General features: G+C 36.4%; 20 protein-coding genes. 8 read left to right on the forward strand and 12 right to left on the reverse strand.

Annotated features, from left to right (window positions below; genetic code table 11):
- Window positions 1-6: 6 nt before the first annotated feature.
- Both FVB32_RS13975 and FVB32_RS13980 read right to left on the reverse strand, forming a co-directional pair.
- Complete coding sequence (locus tag FVB32_RS13975) at window positions 7-741, reverse strand: LytR/AlgR family response regulator transcription factor (RefSeq protein WP_187269581.1); 735 nt, start codon at window positions 739-741, stop codon at window positions 7-9.
- 81 nt (window positions 742-822) lie between these two features.
- Complete coding sequence (locus tag FVB32_RS13980) at window positions 823-1332, reverse strand: ankyrin repeat domain-containing protein (RefSeq protein WP_147744413.1); 510 nt, start codon at window positions 1330-1332, stop codon at window positions 823-825.
- Between the two features lie 271 nt (window positions 1333-1603).
- Here FVB32_RS13980 and FVB32_RS13985 point away from each other — a divergent pair, with 271 nt between their 5' ends.
- Together FVB32_RS13985 and FVB32_RS13990 are read left to right on the forward strand one after the other, a co-directional pair.
- The gene (locus FVB32_RS13985; RefSeq protein ID WP_222707963.1) at window positions 1604-2515 is read left to right on the forward strand and encodes a sugar phosphate isomerase/epimerase family protein; all 912 of its coding nucleotides are present in this window, start codon (window positions 1604-1606) and stop codon (window positions 2513-2515) included.
- Window positions 2516-2591: 76 nt separating this feature from the next.
- Entirely contained in the window at window positions 2592-3773 is a 1182-nt protein-coding gene (locus tag FVB32_RS13990) for a PQQ-dependent sugar dehydrogenase (RefSeq protein ID WP_147744414.1), read from the forward strand.
- 20 nt (window positions 3774-3793) lie between these two features.
- Here the strand turns inward: FVB32_RS13990 and FVB32_RS13995 are convergent, their stop codons facing one another.
- Window positions 3794-6037, reverse strand: coding sequence for a DUF5916 domain-containing protein (locus FVB32_RS13995; RefSeq protein ID WP_147744416.1), 2244 nt, complete (start codon window positions 6035-6037; stop codon window positions 3794-3796).
- A gap of 129 nt (window positions 6038-6166) precedes the next feature.
- Here FVB32_RS13995 and FVB32_RS14000 point away from each other — a divergent pair, with 129 nt between their 5' ends.
- Window positions 6167-7057: a helix-turn-helix domain-containing protein gene (locus FVB32_RS14000; RefSeq protein ID WP_147744418.1), complete on the forward strand. Its 891-nt coding sequence runs from the start codon at window positions 6167-6169 to the stop codon at window positions 7055-7057.
- 29 nt (window positions 7058-7086) lie between these two features.
- Here the strand turns inward: FVB32_RS14000 and FVB32_RS14005 are convergent, their stop codons facing one another.
- The 7 genes from FVB32_RS14005 to FVB32_RS14035 form a co-directional block, all read right to left on the reverse strand.
- Window positions 7087-7725 carry a class I SAM-dependent methyltransferase gene (locus tag FVB32_RS14005; protein WP_147744419.1) on the reverse strand — a complete coding sequence of 213 codons (639 nt, stop codon included), beginning with the start codon at window positions 7723-7725 and terminating at the stop codon, window positions 7087-7089.
- Window positions 7726-7764: 39 nt separating this feature from the next.
- Window positions 7765-10140, reverse strand: a complete 2376-nt coding sequence (locus tag FVB32_RS14010) for a TonB-dependent receptor domain-containing protein (protein WP_187269582.1) — start codon at window positions 10138-10140, stop codon at window positions 7765-7767.
- Between the two features lie 126 nt (window positions 10141-10266).
- Window positions 10267-10824 (reverse strand): hypothetical protein, encoded by a 558-nt coding sequence (locus FVB32_RS14015; protein ID WP_147744423.1) that lies wholly within the window; start codon window positions 10822-10824, stop codon window positions 10267-10269.
- Window positions 10825-10864: 40 nt separating this feature from the next.
- Window positions 10865-11839, reverse strand: coding sequence for an alpha/beta hydrolase family esterase (locus tag FVB32_RS14020; protein WP_147744425.1), 975 nt, complete (start codon window positions 11837-11839; stop codon window positions 10865-10867).
- Window positions 11840-11981: 142 nt separating this feature from the next.
- Window positions 11982-12626 (reverse strand): SCO family protein, encoded by a 645-nt coding sequence (locus tag FVB32_RS14025; RefSeq protein WP_147744426.1) that lies wholly within the window; start codon window positions 12624-12626, stop codon window positions 11982-11984.
- Window positions 12627-12649: 23 nt separating this feature from the next.
- Window positions 12650-14377 carry a tetratricopeptide repeat protein gene (locus FVB32_RS14030; RefSeq protein WP_147744428.1) on the reverse strand — a complete coding sequence of 576 codons (1728 nt, stop codon included), beginning with the start codon at window positions 14375-14377 and terminating at the stop codon, window positions 12650-12652.
- A 287-nt stretch (window positions 14378-14664) separates the two neighbouring features.
- Window positions 14665-15453 carry a sterol desaturase family protein gene (locus FVB32_RS14035; protein ID WP_222707964.1) on the reverse strand — a complete coding sequence of 263 codons (789 nt, stop codon included), beginning with the start codon at window positions 15451-15453 and terminating at the stop codon, window positions 14665-14667.
- A gap of 104 nt (window positions 15454-15557) precedes the next feature.
- Here FVB32_RS14035 and FVB32_RS14040 point away from each other — a divergent pair, with 104 nt between their 5' ends.
- Entirely contained in the window at window positions 15558-16181 is a 624-nt protein-coding gene (locus FVB32_RS14040; protein ID WP_147744429.1) for a TetR/AcrR family transcriptional regulator, read from the forward strand.
- Window positions 16182-16190: 9 nt separating this feature from the next.
- On the opposite strand, the gene FVB32_RS14045 is transcribed toward FVB32_RS14040, so the two are convergent.
- Window positions 16191-16685, reverse strand: coding sequence for a Crp/Fnr family transcriptional regulator (locus tag FVB32_RS14045; RefSeq protein ID WP_187269583.1), 495 nt, complete (start codon window positions 16683-16685; stop codon window positions 16191-16193).
- A 243-nt stretch (window positions 16686-16928) separates the two neighbouring features.
- On the opposite strand from FVB32_RS14045, the gene FVB32_RS14050 reads away from it, so the two are divergent.
- The 4 genes from FVB32_RS14050 to FVB32_RS14065 all read left to right on the forward strand — a co-directional run bounded on the left by FVB32_RS14050 (window position 16929) and on the right by FVB32_RS14065 (window position 21179).
- Complete coding sequence (locus FVB32_RS14050) at window positions 16929-18443, forward strand: M20/M25/M40 family metallo-hydrolase (RefSeq protein WP_147744433.1); 1515 nt, start codon at window positions 16929-16931, stop codon at window positions 18441-18443.
- 43 nt (window positions 18444-18486) lie between these two features.
- Window positions 18487-19326, forward strand: coding sequence for a LytTR family DNA-binding domain-containing protein (locus FVB32_RS14055; RefSeq protein ID WP_147744435.1), 840 nt, complete (start codon window positions 18487-18489; stop codon window positions 19324-19326).
- 91 nt (window positions 19327-19417) lie between these two features.
- The gene (locus FVB32_RS14060) at window positions 19418-20560 is read left to right on the forward strand and encodes a serine hydrolase domain-containing protein (RefSeq protein WP_147744437.1); all 1143 of its coding nucleotides are present in this window, start codon (window positions 19418-19420) and stop codon (window positions 20558-20560) included.
- 241 nt (window positions 20561-20801) lie between these two features.
- Complete coding sequence (locus tag FVB32_RS14065) at window positions 20802-21179, forward strand: SnoaL-like domain-containing protein (RefSeq protein ID WP_147744439.1); 378 nt, start codon at window positions 20802-20804, stop codon at window positions 21177-21179.
- Between the two features lie 85 nt (window positions 21180-21264).
- On the opposite strand, the gene FVB32_RS14070 is transcribed toward FVB32_RS14065, so the two are convergent.
- Window positions 21265-22518: a hypothetical protein gene (locus FVB32_RS14070; protein WP_147744441.1), complete on the reverse strand. Its 1254-nt coding sequence runs from the start codon at window positions 22516-22518 to the stop codon at window positions 21265-21267.
- Between the last annotated feature and the right edge of the window lie 79 nt (window positions 22519-22597).

Consider the following 22597-nt stretch of genomic DNA (forward strand, 5'->3'; position numbering starts at 1 on the left):
TGTGAGTTACCAAGTAATTGGTTTAAATGATTGACCAATCTTAAGTTTTTTTCCGGAGTTTAAAATCAAATATTCATCCCGTTTGTCTTTTTCCTTGGATTTTATTTGAGTCTTGTTCACTACGAACTTCCTATGTATCCTGATAAAGTCAGACTCAAGCATTTTCGCCAAAACACTCAAGCGTTCTCTTTTGATAAACATATCTGTGTCCGTATAAAAATTTAGGTAATGGCCATCCGCTTCTACCCATTGGACTAGATCCAAACCTATGGTTACCTTTTTTCGACCTTTGTAGACCTCAATGGTTTGTGTTTTTGGTTTTAAGCTAAAAACATATAAAGCGGAACCAAAAATCAATAGCAAATGGTATAAAGCCTCTCTTCCAAAATAGTACCTGGCGTATTCAGCGTCAATGAAGAAATCAAAATAACCAAAAGCATGCAATACGATATTGGAAAAAACATAAAATACAAAAAGAGCTATACTAGCCAGGATTAGGTTCATTGGCCAAAACCATTTGGCGTAGTGCTTTTTCACTTCTTTTTGAGTACGCAGGATAAGTATTAAAAAGGGAATGAACAGGAGTACAGAGACTAATAGATACACGATGGACACCCAAATACTGTAACTGGAATGACCACTATAACGGATAACATTCTGTATTAGGGTAATAATGAATATAACCACCAGTAATGCAATGGAGAGAATATAAAATCGCTTTTCACTCTGAATTGTCCACATACCAACACGGAAAAAGGGTGCTATACAAATATAGCAATAACCCATTTCGGATTAAATGTTCTGCTATAATGTAGAATTATACTACCCAAAAACCCCTTTGAATCTTTTTTCCGTCAAGCCATTTTCCTGTAACCACTCTGCCAATTCCTTATGAGCTCCTACTTCCGCGTGGTGTAATAATGTAAACCCATGAGGTCCATATGAGTTTATTAAATGTGGGTAATTGGTCAATAGCTTTTTTATGAAGTCATCATAACCCAAAAAAGCATAATTAAAAATATCTAAACGTGCACCTTTAGTTACTAGGTAATCAACAATGTCCTTTCTTCCCATATGGGATGCGCCGCCAACGGCAGTTTCAAAATCCCCTTTTTTAAATTGACTTGTTGAATTAAGCAATAAAGGATATTCTTCAAGTATTTTCCGGGTTTCATCCAAGCTTTTATGCGCTGCAAATACAAATTCCATAATTAAATCATAATCAAAAAGATCTTCTTGTGTCTCTTGTGATTGTGCAAGTATGGCAGCAGGTGTAATAGCCATCGCGCCACCAATCAATAGGTTTTGTTTAATAAAAGTTTTTCTATTCATAATACGTTGCTTTATATCAATCACAAAAAGACATGTAATTTATGAACTGATAGCTACAAGAGTTCATTTTGTCGTAGAACTGTAGCTAGCTGTCTTGAAATTGAACAGATTTATACGTTTCAAAGGATTTTAAGAATTGGGAGATACTAAAAAATCTACTGGTAATGTGGAATTCTATGTAAGTTTTAAGGACTGAAAACGAACAGCATATTGGTCATTATTTTTTGCTTATTTTCGAGTGCTATTTTTGGCCACTACTGCTTACTGGATTATGAAAGAATCAAAAACAAACAACAGAAGAACATTTATAAAACAATCTGGTTTGCTAATGGCTGCATCTATGATGCCTATTTCTGGAATTTCCATGAGCAATACATCCAAATATAAAATGGGACTCCAACTTTTCACTATCCGGGATGCCATGGAAAAAGACCCTATTGGCAGTCTGAAAGCTGTTAAAGGGTTAGGGTATGAGGATTTGGAAATTTATGGATATAATGAGAAGGAGGGTAGTTACTATGGATATAAGGCTAAGGAACTAAAAAATATTTTAGATGATATAGGATTAACCGTTTCCAGCGGACATTATGGATTCTCGGAATATTTTGAAAAATCGGATGATGCATTAAAAAAGTATGTGGATCAGTGTATTGAAGGAGCTCATGCATTAAATAAAAGTTACATCACTTGGCCATGGTTGCATCCAGAGTACAGGACTATTGAAAACTTCAAAATACTTGCTGATAAATTAAATAGGATAGGGGAGCAAGTCACTAATGCCGACCTTGGTTTTGCGTATCACAATCATGGTTTTGAGTTTGAAGAGCAAAATGGACAACTAGGGTACGATATCATTGTAAACCAAACGGATTCCAATCTGGTAAAATTACAGTTGGACCTGTATTGGGCAAAGCACTCTTCTAAATCCACCCCTGCTGAATTGATTGCTAAAGAACCAGAGCGCTTTGTAATGTGGCATATTAAGGATATGGATAAAATCACAAGGGACTATTCAGAATTAGGGAATGGTTCTATTGATTATGTATCCATGCTCTCCACATTAGACCATACCGGATTGAAATTCTATTATTTGGAACAGGGAGGAAATTTCGCCAAAGATTCCATGCAGAGCATAACCGATAGTGCCTTATATTTTAAAAAAAATTTAAAAAAATACCTCTAGAATTGCCTTAATTTTAGTAGTACAAAAGATGCTAACATAGGCTTAAAAGATTTTGAATCATTATAAAAATATAGACATGTTTAAGAGAATTTCATTTTTATTTATACTATCTCTATTCGTATTATCCTGTAAAGGGAAAAAGGAAGAAGAAAAAGAAGTTGTGGCAGAGGAAGAGCAGGTAGAGACCAATTTGCCCCTGCAAAATCTAAATGTTCCAGATGGATTTAAAGTAGAGGTGTTTGCCGAAGGTATTGATGGGGCTAGATCGATGGCCATGGGCGATAATGGGACACTCTTTGTGGGTACTAGAAATGAAAAAACAGTATATGCGCTCCAAGATTTGGATGGAGATTTTAAAGCTGAAAAAATAATTGTTTTGGATTCCACGTTGGAGGTTCCGAATGGATTAGCCTTTAAAGATGGAGCATTGTATGTTGCAGAAGTTGGCAGGCTGTTGCGATATCCAAATGTAGAGCAGGAACTTTCCAATCCCTCAGAACCAGAAGTTATTTATGATGACTACCCAACAGAATTTCATCATGGATGGAAATATATTGCCTTTGGTCCAGATGGAAAATTATATGTTCCCGTAGGTGCGCCTTGTAACATTTGTGAGCGCTCAGAAGAAGATGAACGCTATGCTACCATTACCCGTATGGATCCTGATGGCAGCAATAGAGAGATTTATGCTAAAGGGGTGAGAAACACTGTGGGCTTTACATGGCATCCAGATACAGATGAATTATGGTTTACAGATAATGGTAGGGACATGTTGGGAGATGATATCCCTCCATGCGAATTAAATCGTGTTTCAGAGGCTGGTCAGCATTTTGGTTATCCGTACTGCCATGGAGAGAAAGTGAAAGACCCTGAGTTCGGAGATGCTTTCCCATGTTCAGATTTTATTGCTCCAGTTCAGGCCATGGGCGCTCATGTGGCACCACTTGGCATTAAGTTCTATACAGGGAATATGTTCCCCGATGCATACAAAGGGCATGCTTTTATAGCTGAGCACGGTTCTTGGAACCGTTCTTCCAAAGTTGGATATAAGATTTCATTGGTAAAGATAGAGAACAATAAGGCTGTTAGCTATGAAACATTTATAGATGGATGGCTTGATGATGAAAAACAAGAAGCGTTTGGCAGGCCAGTAGATGTTCTTTTCCTAAAAGATGGCTCTATGCTGATTTCAGATGATTTTGGTGATGCTATTTATAGAGTTTCGTATAGTGACACCCAATTGGCCAGCGTAGATTAACCAGCTTTGAAGGAATTGCATTAAAGGTTGAGCCAATAGTTCAGTTTTAGAACGATTGCGCGTTGTCTTGGAAAACGAATGGTAGGAAGAATAAGGCCGCCATTTTCCGTCTGGCTTTCTGCAAAAAAGTTATCCGTGTATACCAAAAAAATATCTGATACCGGCTTAAAGCGCCACTGTATTCTAGAATTAAGATTCACATTCTGTATTTGACTATTGAACTGCACAAAAGTTGTCCAAAAGATATTTTTGGTAAAAGTGAAATCAAAACGAGTGCCTATTAATAATAAATCTGCATCCTTATACGGATCGGGAAGTCTAATGTTATTGTAGGCAAAATTTAATGAAGTGAACCCCAATGGTTGATATCTGTAGGTTAGCGTGCCGGCTAAATTGTACAAAGACCCATTGAAATATTCACCCAGTTGAGTAGATAAGTTATAAGAGAAAACCTTTCTTGCGTCTGATCTATATGTTGCACTTAAAAAAGAATATCCATAATCTGTGCCTTCAGTTAATGCCAGACCATTAAGACCACTTGGATCAAAAGGATTCAATAAAAAAGTATATTGCTTTTCAGCAGATAACTCTAAGTAGGCCGTACTTTTATAATTAAATCTATAGTTCAGCGCTAAGTTCCAATCCAAATCGTCCAATGTGATGTTGTTTTTTATGAGTTCACCAGAAATACCAGGGCCATGTTTTTGAATAACTCTATTTTTTGGATAGTAGTTGTACCAAACCTGGGGAGTTAATTGAAAGATATTACGTCTACGTACAAACCCAACTTCAGGATTATATCCAGCACCAATACTTTGACCAGTAAGATTGGATTCCAGTTTATACGTGCTATAGTTTAGAAAACCACCAAAAGCATAATTGGAGTCCGAATTGGTTTCATCAAAAGATTGATGGTAGAATAGTTTCCCATTCCAAGTATTGTCATTAGTGGCCAAATTAGCATCAATACCCAGTGTTCTGTTGTAGGTATTGGGAGAAAAAGTGAAATCTCCTCCAACAGAATCAACAAAAGCTTGCTTGTTTATAAACGTAGCACTTAGATAAGATCTGCTCAGTATTCGCTGTTGTAAGGCCGCTACTAAATAATTAGTGGAAGCTAAACCTATGGCTTCATTTTCCTTTAGCTGTGCATTGAGCACTCCCAATCTTAAGTTCTTATTCAATTTCCCATTTAATCGTATTCCGCCATAAATCTCATTTTGCAGGTTTTGTCCTGTGGATTCATCTCTGGTAACTCCAATTCTTCTGGAAAAAAAAGGCCGTGTGCCATCAATGCCAAAACTGGCAAATAAATCTGCATTTTCTAAAAAGAATTGTCTGCGTTCGGGAAAGAAGATTTCAAATCTATCTAGATTGGTTACCTGCTGATCTACTTCTACTTGAGAAAAATCGGGATTGGCGGTCACGTCTAATGTCATTGCCGGCCCCAAACCAAATTTGGCATCAAAACCAAAATCAAAATCGTTTATAGTGGGTGTGTCCGTTTCAAAGTTTTTGGAATTTCTAAAAATGCTATACGGAATTAGTGAAATGTTTGTTTTGGTTTTTTGCAAAGGTTCGTCCCAAACCAATGGTTGGGTAAATGCCAAGTTGATGATAAATTGATTTCTTGGAATAGGAGTCCAAGTAGATTGCTCGCTGTATTCGCTATCGAACCTGTAAAAATTAATATACCAATTATTTAGGTCTTTTTTATAGCGGAGTGTTTTAAAAGGAATAGCCATTTCCACCGCCCAATGATCATCATATATTTCAGCTTTGGAATACCAAACGTTGTCCCAACTTGTAGAAAATGTATCTGAACTTGCCACACTTCCCCCATTAGCAATAAGCCCTTCTCTTTGAACGCCAAAAGGGTTTACTCCAAATAGAAATGCGTTGTTTCTATCAGCATAAGTATCCAGTACTATACTTATCACATCATTGGCTTCCCCTCTAAAGTCTCTTCTTAAAGAAGGGGTTACATATTCCCTAGGACCTAAATTCAGCATTTTGGCAAAAACATAAAGGTTGTCTTCATCATAAGTCATCCGTATCTCTGTTTGCGCTTTCGCTGGAACGGAGTCGCTTGGGAAGAATTGGGCAAAATTCTCAGCTATTGCGGCTTCCTTCCAATCCAGCTCGTTCATTTGGGCATCCAACTCAATTTTCCCTGTAGCTTTTTTAATAGCCAATCCGTTTTGTGCTAAGGCGAAGTGAAAAGAAGCAAAGACTAAAATTATAATGATGAAAACAGTGCGCATAGGATATTGTTAGGAGGTAAAACTAATTTTGGAATCGACTTTCTTGTTATTGAATCGGAAATACTGGTTATGGAATTTGAAAATTGGCAATAGCATAAGTCAGTTTTTTTTAGCTTAGTAGAAAAAGTTTTGGATTTAATAGGGGATGGGTATACAGGACATAAGGAGGAATTGACCATCAATGGCTTTTTGATCTACTTTACAAGAATGCAGACTTTTGAAAAAGTTGTTATTTATAAGGAGGTTGAAGAGGAATGGTTGCAATTTCATTTTCAACTGGCAGGAAGGACCAGAACTATTGTTGCAGATGATGTAAAGGAGATCATTATTAAACCAAATACTTTTACAATCATTTATGAGAAGTTAGGAGATTGCGCCATTCATTTTCCTAAGAACTGCAATTATGAAAGTTTCGGTTTTGTTATACAACCTGAATATTTCTTAAACTCTTTTCTAAAGGATTTTGAAGAGCTGCAATCACTTAGAGCTGTTATTGAGACCAATGATGAATATTTTCTTGATCAGGAATATGCGTTATTGGATTCTAAGACCAGAAAAATAATCAATGATATTAAACACAATCCCTTTTCGGGGAATTTAAAAGAGGTGTTCATAGAGGCAAAGCTCATTGATTTGATATTTCATTCTATTCCTTTGTTGCGAGAAAAAACTAAAAATTCAATTCAGTTTACAGATGCCTCAAAACAAAAAATCATTGAGGCGAAGGAATATATTCTTAAAAACCAACACAAAAGATTATCCATTAAAGAAATTGCCAATGCCGTTGGGTTGAACCAATACTTTCTTAAAACTAAATTTAAGGATGCCTTTGGAAAAAGTGTTGTGGATTTCTGTATTGAATTAAAACTGGAAAGGGCATACAACGAAATTCAAAACACAGATAACAAAATCACCTTTATTGCTTATGAAGTAGGCTATTCCAGTCTTGGTAATTTTTCAAATGCCTTCTACAAAAGATACAAGATAAGACCTAGTTCATTAAGAAAAAAAGCCCTGTAAATACATAGGACTTTTCAAAATTAACTACATTATTTTATCGCTCGACCTTTAATTTGTGGTGTAATTGGAACGAAAGGAGAATAGGAATTGTATTCTTCTATGGATAAGGAGCTAAAACCGGCAGACTCCAACAAAGACTTTGTATCTCTTTTGGTATTGCAACCTTCAAAGAACCAATGCCACGGTTTATGGGTTACATTTTGAATAAATGATACAATGGTATTTTCCTTTGCTTTAACGTGCTCAATAAATACAAAAACACCAGCGGGTTTTAGAATACGTTTTATTTGTTCAACACATTTAGCTGGATTGGCCACTGTGCACATAACCAATGTACAGGCTACAAACTCAATAGAATTGTCCGGTAAATCAATAGATTCTCCAATAACCGTTTTTATCTCAAGAGTTATCCCATATTTTTTTGCACTTTTTTTTAGGTTGGCATGCATATGAATATTGGGTTCTATGGCAATCAACTTTGTTCCTTTTTTAAGGTATCGCATGTTTGCTCCAGCTCCTGGACCAATTTCCACAACTGTTTCTGGGTGATTCTTAAAAAGATCCCTTTTAGATTTTCCAAAAAGATAATTCATATATCCTGAAAGTATTTTGAACATCCAAGAGTTGATTGGGCCTAGAATAGCATTGTTTTTGAATTCGCTGCTCATAGTGTTTTATTTAATTATTTGTGTAAATTGTTTTAACGTTTATTTAATCCTGTTTTTTTCCGCATTGGCACTGTTCGAAACGTGTTTTGATTTCTTTTTATTTGTTCCAAAACTTTTGACATAGGACAAAACCATAATTCTAGATTCGGGGAAGTAAGTTTCGAGTGTATTGATATTTGGATTTGAATGGTTGGTTTTTATTTTCCAATTGTCGGAAGCAAACACGTTGTTAAATGATAGGTTTAACGTGCCGTAATTCTTTCTCAATTTGTGTTGAATACCAAGGTTAAATGATCCTCTTGCTCCAAAGTCACTGATTCCAAATAGGGAGGAAGACTGGTAGTACCCACTTAACTCTAAACGTGTATTGGGGCTTATTGAAAACTGTTGGGAGGATGTTATCTTGTAAGTGCCTTTGCTTCTTTTAAAGGCGGAGTTTTGAAATTGTGTTTGTAAAGTTTCGTGCTGATAATTGAGATTCGTTTCACTTTGCCACCATGGGGTAATACCAAATGGAATTCTAACAGAAAGACTAAGAATATTTCTCTTATCCATGTTTTCTGCTTTAAAAACATATTGTTGCCCGTTTTCTGAAAGTCTAGGTTGAAATTCAACTATGGCGTCTTCCTCAATTATGTATTCCAATGCCATATATTTTGCTGCCCAACCCCATTCCAATCCAATTTTATGAACCAGAGCCGGTTGTAAATTGGAATTTCCGGAATAGAGCGCATCCGGGCCAAGAAATAATACAAATGGAGCCAAGTTGTTGAAACTGGGACGATTGATACGCTTACCGTAATTCAATTTTAGAAGATGTAAGTCAGTAATTTTTTGGGTTATACTTAGTGTTGGAAATAGATTCCCATACGTTCTCTGAACGATATCTTCGTTTTCTTCTCCAATTAATTCATTACGAGTGTGTTCAAAACGCAATCCCGTGGCTAAACTCGTTTTCTCACCAAATTGAAATTGAAATGAAGCATAGAAAGCATTCACTTTTTCATCCATTTGGGTTGTACTGGAAAGCTCGTCATCAATAATTACCTGAAGTCCATTATCCGAGCTTACTTCTACTGTATTTTTAAATTGTGATGTGCTATTTTTTGCTCCAAATTCGAGGTCTACATTTTCAGAAAGGGTCCAGTTATAGTCTAGGCTAAAAACATTAAAGGTGATGGGAGTCTTTTTTTTGATTTCAACAAAATCGGACTCAATTACATAAGAACTTGGGTTGTTGTCATGGTAATATAAATAGTTGTAATCCAGAGCCAACTTATGATTGTTATCCAAAGATTGTTGTATGCGAAAGTTGCCACCGACATGATTCCAGTGATTAATTTCATTTGTTTTAATGTCCAGCAATTCCATCTCATCCAAACTGTTGGTGTTGCTTACATTATCAAAGGCAATCATATCCCATTTGGAACTATACCCGCTTAAGGTTGCACCGATATCTGTGTTTTCCAACGCTTCGAAGTCCAAACCAAAAGAATAATTTTGCGAAACGGTAATTGGTTTTCGAAAGCTACGGGTGTTTACTTTTTTTGGAATTTCTAAATCAGTAAACTCACTTTGTAATCCCCATACCTCTGGGGAGTAATCTCTATTAAAAGAATAACTGCCATACCAACCGATTTCACCTTGTTGGGAATGGAAGCTTGCAGCCAAACCTGTTTTTTCACCTTTACCATATCCACTTGTTAAAGACAAGTTTCCTCCTTTACCATTGATGTTATTGGATTTGGTTGTAATGTTTATCATACCACCAGAACCATTTGATTCATATTTGGCAGGAGGATTATTGAATACCTCAAAATGTTTAATTTCTGATGTAGGCATACTCTTTAAAAGACTGAGTAAGGCCTGACCATCAACTCGGCTTAGTTTTCCGTTGACCATAATGGCCAGTTGCCCTCTACCATTTAAAGAAAGTGTCCCGTTTTGTTGATTTATAGATACACCAGCTGTGCTCGCCAAAAGCTCGAGAACTGATCTACCTGCACCAGAAATTTGCTGCTCAACATTTATGATCAAACTATTTGCTCGTTTTTCATAGAGGTTTTTTCTACCCACCAACTCTACTCCGTCAAGCGCAATTGATTCAGTTTGTAATTGCAAAACGCCTAAATCCAGATTGCCTCCAGTATAGGTGAATTTCTTTGTGAAATCTTGGTAACCTATGGCGGCAATTTTTAAACTGTAAGAACCATTCTTTAGGCTTTCAATCACAAAACTCCCTACTGAGTTGGTAATGGCACCTATTACAAAAATGTCCTCCTGTAGGATCATTATATGTGCCAGGGGTATTTGGGTGTTCAGACTGTCTTTTACTTGGCCATTGATGGTATTACTTTGAGCAATTGCAAATAATGGGCAACAGCATAGGAATACCAGCCATACTTTTTTTCTCATGATTAAAAACGATGGTTTAATGGGGTCTTTCGGTGCAGTGAGGCTAAAAGTGCCCATGCATTTTTAGGGCAATGAGCACTTAACCAACACTATGTAGTAATCAAAATATGATTACGGCACTAAGACTTAATAAGGTTCTAAATTGATGGTGAAATTGCAATTGAAGGAAACGATGCCTTGGTCAAAGTCAGCCAAACTTACTTCCCCATCTAGAGCAACGGTTCCTTCTCGTCCTTCAAACTCAAAAGTTGCATTAATGATATTGTTTTCCGTAGGAGTAAATAGGGTTTTAAATTTCAAAGCTTCATCAGGAGGTTGAAGTGTTTGTATGACCTGATTTTCAGCTTGAATGGTACCTCGCCCATCAATATTGATTGAGGTGATTACTCTAGATAGAATGGTGCCAACACTGTCCGTTACATTATCGACAACACAGTCCTGTAGCGTTCCAATTAGATCTCCGCTATCTGGATCTATAAGTTCCATAAGAAAACAGTTGGGTTCTAAAGTTTCTCCTGTTTTGGGATGCACTATGGTTTTGGGTTGCGCTATGGCAACACCGCGCCCAATTACTCGTATCTCGGTAAGTTCTGGTTCTTTAGGATTATCATCGTAATCGTCACTGCCACAAGCAAGAGCAAATAGTAAAATTGATATTGCAAAAATTTGTTTAATACTTTTCATAGGATTGTTTTTTTATATAATCTGAATCACAAAGCGTTATTTATTTTAACTGAGTATTGGAGTATTGTACCTGATAGAAAAACCGCATTACAGTTTCAGGGATGTTGATATGCTTGTTCATGTTGGCTGCTATTTGAGACCACTGATCCACATGTGGATTGGGAAAGGGATACCCACCCTTCACTATTTTTAAAAGCGAGATTCTTTTGTTCTTTTCCTTCGACCAGTAATCATCTCGAAAAAATGTGGAATTGGCCTTTACAATAGTGGATGAAAGCGATGACAATGGGGCTTCATCGTTTTGCTCCAAAAGGGTTAACCAATAATCCAATGTCTCATTGGTTGGCAGTGTTTTTCCTCTGGTAAATCCGTCTAATGAGGCAAGCTCACCACCCTTATATGGGTTTATCGTGTCCGACATATTGTTTATGACCATTATGGAAACAGCTTTGTTGATAGGGACACAATCATCATTGGACTTTATGGGCAAATTTGCTCCAATTGCGGCGAATCCTTTAAAAACATCAGGAATTGATTTGGCCAATTTATAGCACATATTTCCTCCGTTGAAATAACCTGCCGCAAAGACATTTTTGTGATCAATATGGTATCTTCTTTCCATTCTTTGAATAATGGATTTAATAAAAGCCACATCATTGATATCTTTGTTTTTTGTTTCGAAAGAGGCCTCCCGTCTACAATCATTCCAGTAATTTTTATAGCCTTGCGGATAAACAACGATTGTAGCACCCGTATTATCTGCCAATTTATTGAACTCAAATCCTGTTGTTGTTTGAATCGACTTTGTGGTCATTCCATCCCCATGTAAAACAATTATAAGTCTCGATTTTCTAATGGGGTGCTGAGGAACATGGTATTCATAATTGCGCCACACACCATCAATCTCAATGGAGTCTTTCAGGGTATTTTTTTCATGGCCAATTTGAGCGTTTATACTTCCCATGCAGAGGGCCAAAAAGATGATTAAGTAATTAGTATTCTTAAAAATTGTCATGGTGTTAAAATTTATTAATTGATGAATTTGTTATGATTGATTAGTACACGTTTTATGTGTTTTTTAGGCAATAGATGTTAAGCCCTTATTATTTATAAAGGATTTGGCACTATGTTTTTACCAGTAAGAAGCTGCTTTTAAATCAGTTGGTCAAAATCTTGATATCATTGATTAAACGGAGTATTTCTTTATCATCGATACCATTATAAATGCCTCTGATTTGTTTTTGTTTGTCCACCAGTATGAAATTTGATGTGTGGATAAAATCTTGTAACCCTCCATCACCTTCATCAGTAGCAGCAAAATAACTTTTGCGCGCTAGCTCATATATATGTTTTTTATTACCAGTGGTAACATTCCATTTAGAATCTATCACACCCTTGTTATTTGCATATTCACGTAGTATTGGAATATTATCAACGTTGGGTGTCACAGATAAAGAGAGAAGCATTACGTTATCGTCATTTAAAAATTCCTCTTGAATTTTAGCCATATTATTGGTCATGACGGGGCAGATGCTTGGACAGCTAGTAAAAAAGAAATCTGCCACATAAACTTTGTTTTTATAAACATCTTGGGTAATCGTTTTGCCGTTTTGATTTATTAATTCAAAATCTGCTACTGTATGATTTTTACTTATGCCCTGTAGGCTTTTGTCAACTAATTCTGGATGCACATCGGTAGGGTTATATACCATTAGCTTTTCCTCAATTGGTTGAAATATTATAAACAGAGCCGTTAAGACTATGGCAAAAAAAAGTAGGGGCAACATGAATTGTTTGGTCATCTTAAATTTCATTTTGGCCATTGCTATAAAACTGAACTTGTTATTTTTATATCGGCATGCTCCCAAGCGCTATCAAATTCTTTTTTTATTTTCTTGGCCTCAACAACTTTTCCTTGGGCCATATAGGCGTTATATAGCCCTATTAGCGACCAACCGTTTTGTCTTAATACCGCTAAATCTTCTTTGTATATTTTTTCAGCTTCACCATATCTTTTGGCTTGCATTAAAACAGCTCCTAAATTTTGACGGGTGGGAATATGCCAGGCTGCAGGTTCGGTATAGGTTAAACCATCTTCAAAGACCACAGCACTGCTAAGGTGTTCAATGGCTTTTGGTAAATCACCCTTCATCGCGGCCAATTCACCTGCTACCACTTCGTATGCAATGTTGGCCGAATGGATGGAAGCGTTGTTAGCAGTTGCCACCAATGTTTCCAATTCCGGATCATTTTTGAGTAGGGCAATGGCCTCCAATTCTTCTTGGGCTTCTTTCGGATTCCCTTTCCTGATAAAAGCCAAACCTCGTGCATAATGCCTGATAAGGTTAAGATGCTTTATATTGGAACTTGGAGCAGGAATCGACAAAATTTCGTTCCATTTACCAAACCTTGTATAGGCCAATAGGGGAGTCGAAGCAAAATCTTGTAGAAAAGGCATTTCAACAAGTTCTCCTACGGGTACCTTTTCAGCTGTTTTTTTAGCGGCATCAAGGGCAATCTCACTAGCACCTAACAAACTTGCCGAAGACCATAAAAAATGGATATTATGTGGGTAATAGGCTAAAGGGTACAACCCTTGGGCAAAACATTGGGAAATATAATCCTCGTCTGCTAAGATAGCTGCTTGATTCACCTTTACTGCATCTAAATAACGACCAACCCGAATGTAAATATGTGATGGCATGTGCACAATATGGCCAGCTCCAGGCATTAAAGAGGCCAGTTTATCGGCACTGGGAACTCCCAAATCTGGATAAGGCAGTTCCACCATATGAATGTAATAGTGATGCCCTCCCGGGTTTTCAGGTTTAAGTTTCATTGCCTTTTCAAGAGCGGCTTTAGCTTCTGCAATATTTAGGGATGGATTCCCATCTTTGTCCCAATAATTCCATGGCACCGTATTCATAACAGATGCCGCATATAAAATTTGAATATTGGCGTCTTCAGGGAATTTTTTAACCACTTTGGCCATTTCCTCCATATAGGCCATATTCAGTTCGGCGACATCTTTGGTCAAATCTTCACTGTATCTTGCAGACAATGCTTTTATCAAAGCCTTTTCCTTTGGAGTAGCATTTGATGCCAAATGCTTGGCCTTCGTCATAGCTTCATTTATCTTGTTCTTGCGTTCATCATCGGGTAGGGGGTCGTTGATGTTTGGCCCCAATGCGAAAGCTTGCCCCCAATAGGTCATTGCGGCATTGGGGTCTAAACGTGCAGCTTCCATAAACGAACGGTGTCCTTCGGCATGGTTAAAGGCGTAGGATAGTTTTAGACCTTGGTCAAAAAATGCCTGTGCCCTTTCCTTTTCCGTACTTATAGAAAAATGAAGGTTCCCTAAATTTTCAAATAATGGAGAAATTTGTTTTGTGGTATCTAACGCTGTCAACAAAAATTTAGCTGGAGTACACTTGACAAAATTATATACTAGTTTTGATGGAACATCAGAGTTATTCCTGATTATTTTGGTTGCCGAAAAGTACATTATAGGAACAAGTACTGTTGCTGTGACTATAAGGCTTATTTTTCTCATAACTTTATTTTTTTATTTGATAATATGAATTTTCTATGGGGAACAATTATTTAAACATGATATTGCCGATTAATGATAAAGGAGTCCATAGAGTCCCAGTTGTATTACATAATTGAGAAATGAAACTTTCCATAATCTTTAGTTTAAAACTTTAGACCGCAAAACTATACGGGGAGAAAAGCCCAAGCAAAAAAATGGTCTTGACCTATGTTAGGAATTCATTTTTGTACGTTGAAATATCTCGTGCAAATAAATACCCCTCGTTTTAACAGAAACTCTGGGTTACACTAATTTTTTTCATTATTTTTCTTTGTAGTCACATCCTTGAAACTCAACATTTCCAATATTCTATTGGATGCTCCATGATAGAAACCTGTTTCATGTTCATAGTTTTTTGGGTTTTTAAAGGTGCCGAATATCATATCTATTATGGGCAAGTCGGTATAATTGTACCTATGTATTCCCTTTGCATGGTGTATGGTATGGCTCTCCGGACGTTGGATGATGTATCCGAGCCATCTAGGGGTATTAATATTGGCATGCTGAAAAATGCCTAAAAAAGTAAGAAATAATACAATAATGGTGATAGCCTGAGGAGTCAATCCCATGATGAGGGCAAAACTAACCGACCCGACCAAAGACAGTCCTATCATATCATTTGCACTAAAAATAAAGGCACTGGGAACATCTATCCTTTCCGAACTGTGGTGCATTTGATGAGATGTCCTAAATAGAAAATTGGATTTGTGCATGCTTATATGCCAGCCATATTGCACAAGTTCGAATAAAAATACGCCTAGAATGATCTGTACCCATAAACTCAAAGAGCTTAGGTCCATTAATTGGTAGGAAGCAAAAAAGTCATCCCATATAAGAGGAATGTAGGTAGTCAGAAGCACATAAGCAATAAAAAAGGTTATGCCCTTAAGTTTCCAGAATTTCATTTTAGGTAATCTTCGGGCCGGAAAAAGAGATTCCCAAAGCATTAACCCGCCAAACATGACGTACACTATAAGAGAGATTGGATCAAATAAGATGTCCATGGGAGTTGGTAATTGAGAAATAAAATTTTGCATAATTGATAATTCTTGTTAATATTTTATAACAGACTAGTTGGTGCAAATATAAAATTATTTCAATACATACCAACTAGTCTGTTTAATTTTTTTATCTTTAACAAATGGGAAGAGATGGAAAACCTACATATGATAAAATATTGGCCGAATCCAAAGCCTTGCTATTCGAAAACGGATTTTCGGGGACCAGTATAGATCAAATATTACAGAGAACCGGAATTACCAAAGGGGCATTCTTTTATCACTTTAAAACAAAGAGTGCATTGGCAAAAGCTCTTATAGAAGAGTATGCCAAGGAAGATATCTTGCACATGAACGAGGCTCTAAAAAAGACAAAATACTTAGAGGGAGATGCTTTGGAACGCCTTTTACAATTCATCCAGGAGTTTGTTGATATGATGTCCGGTTTATCAGAGCCTTATAGTTGTTTGTATGCTACTTATACCTATGAACCCAGTCAGTTCGATGAGGAAACGTTACGGCACATATCGGAAACTATATTAACATGGAGAAAAACCATGGAACAATTGATTAGAGATGTTCTACAAGACTATGATACCAAAATTGAAATTGACATCCAATCGCTGGCCGATCATACTGTTGTTATCTTTGAAGGTGCTTTTGTAGTATCAAAGGCCTTGAAGGGCAGAGATCTTACCGCAGACCACTTAAAACACTTGAAAAATTATTTTCAGTTACTTTTTGTAAGAAAAACTACGGAAGATTAAGGGTTGTTATTAAGAATTCATTTTGTTCCTGATTCTACTGAGGCTTTCGGGGTGTATGCCTAGATATTTAGCAATTTTATTTACTGGAATATTGGAAATATATCTAGAACGTGTTCGAAACATTTCTGCGTATCTTTCTTCCGCTGTTTTGGTTAATAGATCTTTTTCCCTATTGGATTTTCTAATATAACCATGCTCAGTTGCAATTCTTCCAAACTTGTTTGCTTCCAAAGAAAATTCATAAGCGGACATTAAATCCTTACGTTCGATAATTTCCATTTCTGAGTCCATAAGGGTCGTTATTTGCACATCTGTCGGAAGTTGATCTAAAAAGGAGGTATAGCCACAGAAAAAATCGTTTTCAAAAAAAAAGTCGATTATCTTTTCGGTCATATAACTTTTAATCGTCATCTCAACAATACCTTTGTTCATAAAGTAAAGAGAATCTTCTACCTGCCCGTATGTTGTGATACTGGTTCCCTTTAGAACAGTAACCTTTTTCATGGGAAAGGGTAAATCACTATAAGTGAATGAAGCCTTTAATATCTTATTGTAAAAATCGATAAATAGCATTTGGTGAGGTCGTTAAAACGAAGTTGTTAAATTACTGCTTTTATTTGTTTTGACCTTTGAACCGCCAAAACAAAAAATCAAATATCTTCCAGCTGTTATTCCAATGTTTATTGAACAAAGGGACTGGCAATATTGTCCATTTAGATTTATCTTTAACCAATACAAACGACCACCATGAAATCATTTTTACGACACCTTTTGATTCTGCTAATACCAATAACAATTTTTGGACAGCGTTATGATCAAGAAAAGCTTGAAGAGTTAGCCGAAAAATATACCAAACAATCATTTACAGAACTTATAGATATTTTAAGTATCCCAAATGATGCTATTTTTCCAGAGAGTCTTGAAGCAAATATACAATGGTGTGAAAAAGCTTTTGGAAATAGAAATTTTAAAACCACACGAATACCTACTGCTGTTGCTCCTTTGTTGCTGGCCGAAAGAAAAGGAAAGAAAGGCAAGAAAACCGTGTTAGTTTACCTTCAGATAGACGGACAACCGGTAGATACTACAAGATGGTTCCAAAAAAGCCCTTACATTCCTGTTTTCAAGGAAAAGGAAGCCTCGGGCAACTGGAAGACTTTAGAGAATTATGACCTTAATAATTATCAGGATGACTGGCGGATCTTCGCAAGATCAGCTTCTGATGCCAAAGGCCCTGTTGCTATGTTCTTAGCTGCGTTGGATGCAATTTCAGAAAAAAACTTCGAGCCAAATTATAATATAAAGGTTATTATGGATTTTGAAGAGGAGTTGGGCTCGCCTCGTCTTCCCCAAGCCGTCATAGACAATAGGGAGCTTCTAAAATCGGATATGATGGTCATTTTTGATGGCCCATTACATATTACCAATAAGCCGACCTTGGTTTTTGGAGCCCGGGGAATAGCCACCATTACATTGACTACCTATGGGCCAATTGTTCCTCAGCATAGTGGTCATTATGGGAATTACGCTCCTAATCCTGCATTTGGACTCTCCAAACTATTAGCCTCTATGAAAGATGATGAGGGACGAGTAACCATACCTGGATATTATGATGGCATAACATTGGATGAAGACACCAAAAAAATCCTGAGAGGGGTTCCAGATGATGAGGATTTTATAAGGAATAAACTTCAGATTGCCGATATAGATAAGGTAGGAAGTAATTATCAAGAAGCGATTCAATATCCTTCATTAAACATTAGAGGCATGCAATCTGGTTGGATCAATGAAAAAGCGAGAACTATTGTACCTAGTTGGGCTAGAGCAGAGATAGATGTTAGATTGGTATTGGAATCTGACCCACATCGCCTTATAAAATTGATTAGCTCACATGTTGAAAACCAAGGGTATTTGGTCTTAGATAGGGAACCGACTAAAGAGGAACGATTATCAAACAAAAGAATTGCAACCTTCACACATGAACTATCTTATCAATCTTTCCGAACAGAAATGAATTCTGATGTAGGCATTTGGTTAGAAAATGCGTTGGAAAAAGCTTTTGAGGATGATATCATTAAAATAAGAATGGGCGGTGGCTCTATTCCCATTTCACCATTTGTAAATACCTTAGGTATTCCGGCTGTAATAGTGCCTACCGTCAACATGGACAATAACCAACATAGCCCTAATGAAAATCTTAGATTAGGGAATTATAGAGATGGTATAAAAACGATGATAGCCATATTAACCGAAAAACTATGATCCCAATTGGATTTTTTGGATATCGATAGCGTTATAATTTAATATGATTTCTTCCAAAAGTATGGGCTATTGGCGAATAATAGAGCCTATTTTATTAGGTTCCATTGCCAATATTGTCATCAATTTTATTTTTAATCCAGCTAGTCCAGATTTTATTCTAGAAGAATTTTTAATTGCCATTGTTTTTGCCGCCATGCTTACCGAAATTAATAGAATTATTGATTTCAGATTAGAGCGAAAACTTAGCTGGACAAAAAACTTAGGGAAGCGTTTTCTGTATCAATTGGTGTATTTAACCCTGTCATTGCTTGTTGTCATTAATATCATCGGCAATATGTATACCTGGGTGATAGGGGATGGGTTTTATTCATTAAAGGAATTACTCATTATTAACCTATGCATTTTTGTTGTTGCCCTACTATTTACTTTTTTTAAATGGTCGGCTCATTTTTATAAAAATTGGATGAATGCTGAACACAGTTTAACCGATTCCACCAAAAAATTAAATGAGTTAAAATCAGAGTTCTATAAAAGTTCAAACCAAATAGCACTACAAAAAGCCAACAGTATTTTACAAATAAGTGCGAAAGACATCAACTTTGTAAAAAGTGATTTAGGAGTTGTGTGGGTATATTATGATGGTACCAAAGCAGTTTTTAATGGGTCCCTTCTCAGTTTAATGGAATTGCTTCCAAGACATTTATTTTTTCTAGCTACTAGAAACACAATCATCCGACAAGAAACGATTTTGTCCATCTCACCATCTACCTATGGAAAAATTGATTTAAAATTAAAGGATATAGACAATGATAATACTTCAATTACCATAAGTAGGCTTAAAGCGGCATCCTTTCGCAGGTGGCGCAATAGCAGTTCAAATTAATTCTAATAGCACTTTAAGTATTTAGAGGTCATTTTCCTTTTTGACAAAACATTACGATAATTTCTTTGTGTTATCAAAAAAACGAAAAGACATGAAATTATTTAGACTAATATTGAGTGCATGCGCATTAATTATGGTTGCAACAATTTCGCCTGCAGTTGCTCAAACTCAAAAAGGAAAGCTAGGCAAGATTCAAAAGTATGTAGATGATGCCACCGGTAACAATCTGGCTGGAGTTTCTGTGTACATTAAAAGCCCAAAACTTGGAAAATGGATTGGTACCTCAGGGTATTCCGATTTAGAGAATAAGGAAAGGCTAAAGGAGAATGACATATTTGGATTGGCCAGTATTGGTAAAATGTATGTTGCTGTGTCTACATTAAAGCTTGTAGAAGAAGGTAAAATAGGTTTGGATGACAAAATACAAAACTACTTGCCCCAAGAGATTATAGATGGATTTGCCACTGCCAAAAATGTTACTGTTAGGCATTTGTTAGGCCATACTTCGGGATTATACAATTATAACAGAAATCCAGAACTCAATGAACTGTATCTATCCGGAAACCTAAAGCTGGATACCTTATCCCATATGGATGCATTGCGTAAATATGCTTACGGGATTACTGGGCATACCAAACCCTTGGGAGAATATAAGTATAGTAGCACAAATTACTTGCTTTTATCCATGATTATGGATACGGTTGTTCAAAAAGGGCATGAAAAATTTATTAGAGAAGATATCATTGAAAAATACAATCTAAAAGATACATATTATAAGCAAACACCACCTAAAAGATTGGTTGACCATTATGGCGATATTGATTTAAATAGCATTACAGAAAACTTATCGGCACAAACTATAGAGACCACAAATTGGTATAGCGGGGACGACGGTGTTTATGCTTCAATTGAAGAAGCAGCTAATTTTCTGGAAAGATTGATGAAAGGAGAAATTCTAGGGGATGAAATCTTAAAAGAAATGATGACATGGAATGATGAGAAAAAACCTGATTATGGGTTGGGATTAATGGCAGATAAAGCTTTCCCATATAAGTTTTTAATGGGGCATTCTGGAAGGGGTATTGGCATAACAACAGATCTGTACTATTTTCCACACCAGGATATGACCGTTGCCATATTTTGTAACTCAGGATTACGCTCGGCTTCAAAAGAATATGCAAAAACATATTATAAAATGAGGAATAAGATTATTAAAAAGCTATTCTTATTTTAAGGATAGGTTTTTTATGACTTAGCATTTGAAGATTTTTGAATTGGATTCTTTGGCAAAACCAATCAAAATTACCAATTGGGATGAATTATAAAACAGCTGTATTTACATGTGGTAGTGAAATAGCGGTGATAAACGACATAAAGGCAATCTGTACATGCCATCGGGAAAAATTGGTATTCCATCACAATAGGGTTAGACGCATTTTTGTACCAACGAAAATTAATAATCTAAAACTAGAAGCATGGATACTACAAAAGAAGCACAAGAACAGGAATTATTGAAAAACGCCAACGAAGTTGTTGCGCTATTGGCAGAAGGCAAGTTTATTGAAGCAATGGAGGAATATCTTGATGACAATGTACAATTGTTTGAAGGGAATAACGCACCAAAGGTGGGTAAGGAGTTTTGTTTGTTGGAAGAAAAGAAACTTTTAGATACAGTAACAGCTTTTCATGGATACAAAGTTTTAAGTGGTCCCGCTGTTGACGGAGATACTACTTTTTATGAGGCTGTAATGGAATTTGAAACAAATGATGGCACAGCGCATAAATTTGAGCAAGTGGTGAGGACAAAATGGGAGAATGGCAAAATAATCAATGAGCGTTACTATCACGCGTAGCGAATGCTGTTAGGTCAGTTGAGATGATATGAAAAAGGGGAAGCTTAAGCTTCCCTTTTTTTAATTAACACTATCAATGTGTTTTTCAATAAAAATGGTCTTCAATAACCACATGTTGTTCCAATGAGTCTGTAAGTATAATACTAGAGATTTCACCAGCACCTAAAAAACGATAGCGAAGTCCTGCTATTTCACCAATGGATTCAGTATACGAACCTCTGAATAATTCTGTTCCTTCCAAAGACACGCTTAGCTTTTTATCCTTAACAGCGATTCTAAAATTTCTGTGAACAGACATATCCACTCCCAAGCCTGAAAGATCATGCTTCTTACCATTTAAATATACATCACTCATCATGACTCCAATTTCAGAAGTACACCCAGGAATGGAGAATGGAATAATCAAAGAGCTTTTTGTGCCCAATACAAAAATTGCAACATGTTGGCATACCGCCCATTTTTCATTGTAACTGTTCTTTAAAGTAGTATTAAGAACAAAATTGTCCCCAGAAATGGATTCAAAATCGTCTACAAGATGGAATGTGGAGGAAATAGGTTTTTCATTTGATTTAATTTCTTCCAATATTTCCGCGGAAAAGGCTAAAGGACGTGCTGTAATCTCTTTGGTTTGAACATATTTTGGTATGGGTTCATAATCCACAGTACCCAACCAGCCATCTGATTTAATGTACAAATCGTGGCGCTTGATTATCTTTCCATCAACCAAAAGCTTTGCCCTAAAATAGCCTGGCAAATAGTATTGCCCCGTAGCTTGTTTTTGGCCTTTGGAAAGCTTAATGGTTTTGTTTGGATCCCAATATTGTTGAATATAAATGCTGTCTGACGAAATGCCATCCAAGTCTACATTAAAAACGACAGAATTAGGAAGGCCACTGGTCACGGGCCTACTGCTAAAACTTATTTTGGAAAGGTCCAGTGTTTCATTCCTGCTGTCCGAACTCTTTAAAGAATAAAAAGAAATAAACACAATGGTCATTAGGGATGCACCAAGCATAATCACTCCCAAGTTTGAGGTGATCTTTTGGTAAAACCTCGATGGTTTCTTGGTAGACGATTTGTTTTTAAAATCTCTCCAGTTTTGGTAACCTGTATATTGTGCCAGGGTGTTTAGTGTAGTAATGCTGGGAGTGCTTTTATAATCCACTTTTCCCCAAACCCTTTTTAGCGTTGTGGGGCTTAGCAATACTTGTGTATGTTGTTGAATATGTTCACTTAACTCGACAAACACGTCATTGTGCCAAGTATTTGAAGGTCCCCAGCTCAATTTCCTCTCAATTTCCTGTAAACAGGTTTGTACCAATTCGTATTCTGGATACATGGTTTTAGTCTATACATACAAAGGTCATAAAAAAATGATGGATGAACCAGAATGAACCAACTTGAACCAATTTGTTTTT

The sequence above is a fragment of the Flagellimonas hymeniacidonis genome, assembly GCF_008040165.1.
Taxonomy (GTDB): domain Bacteria; phylum Bacteroidota; class Bacteroidia; order Flavobacteriales; family Flavobacteriaceae; genus Flagellimonas; species Flagellimonas hymeniacidonis.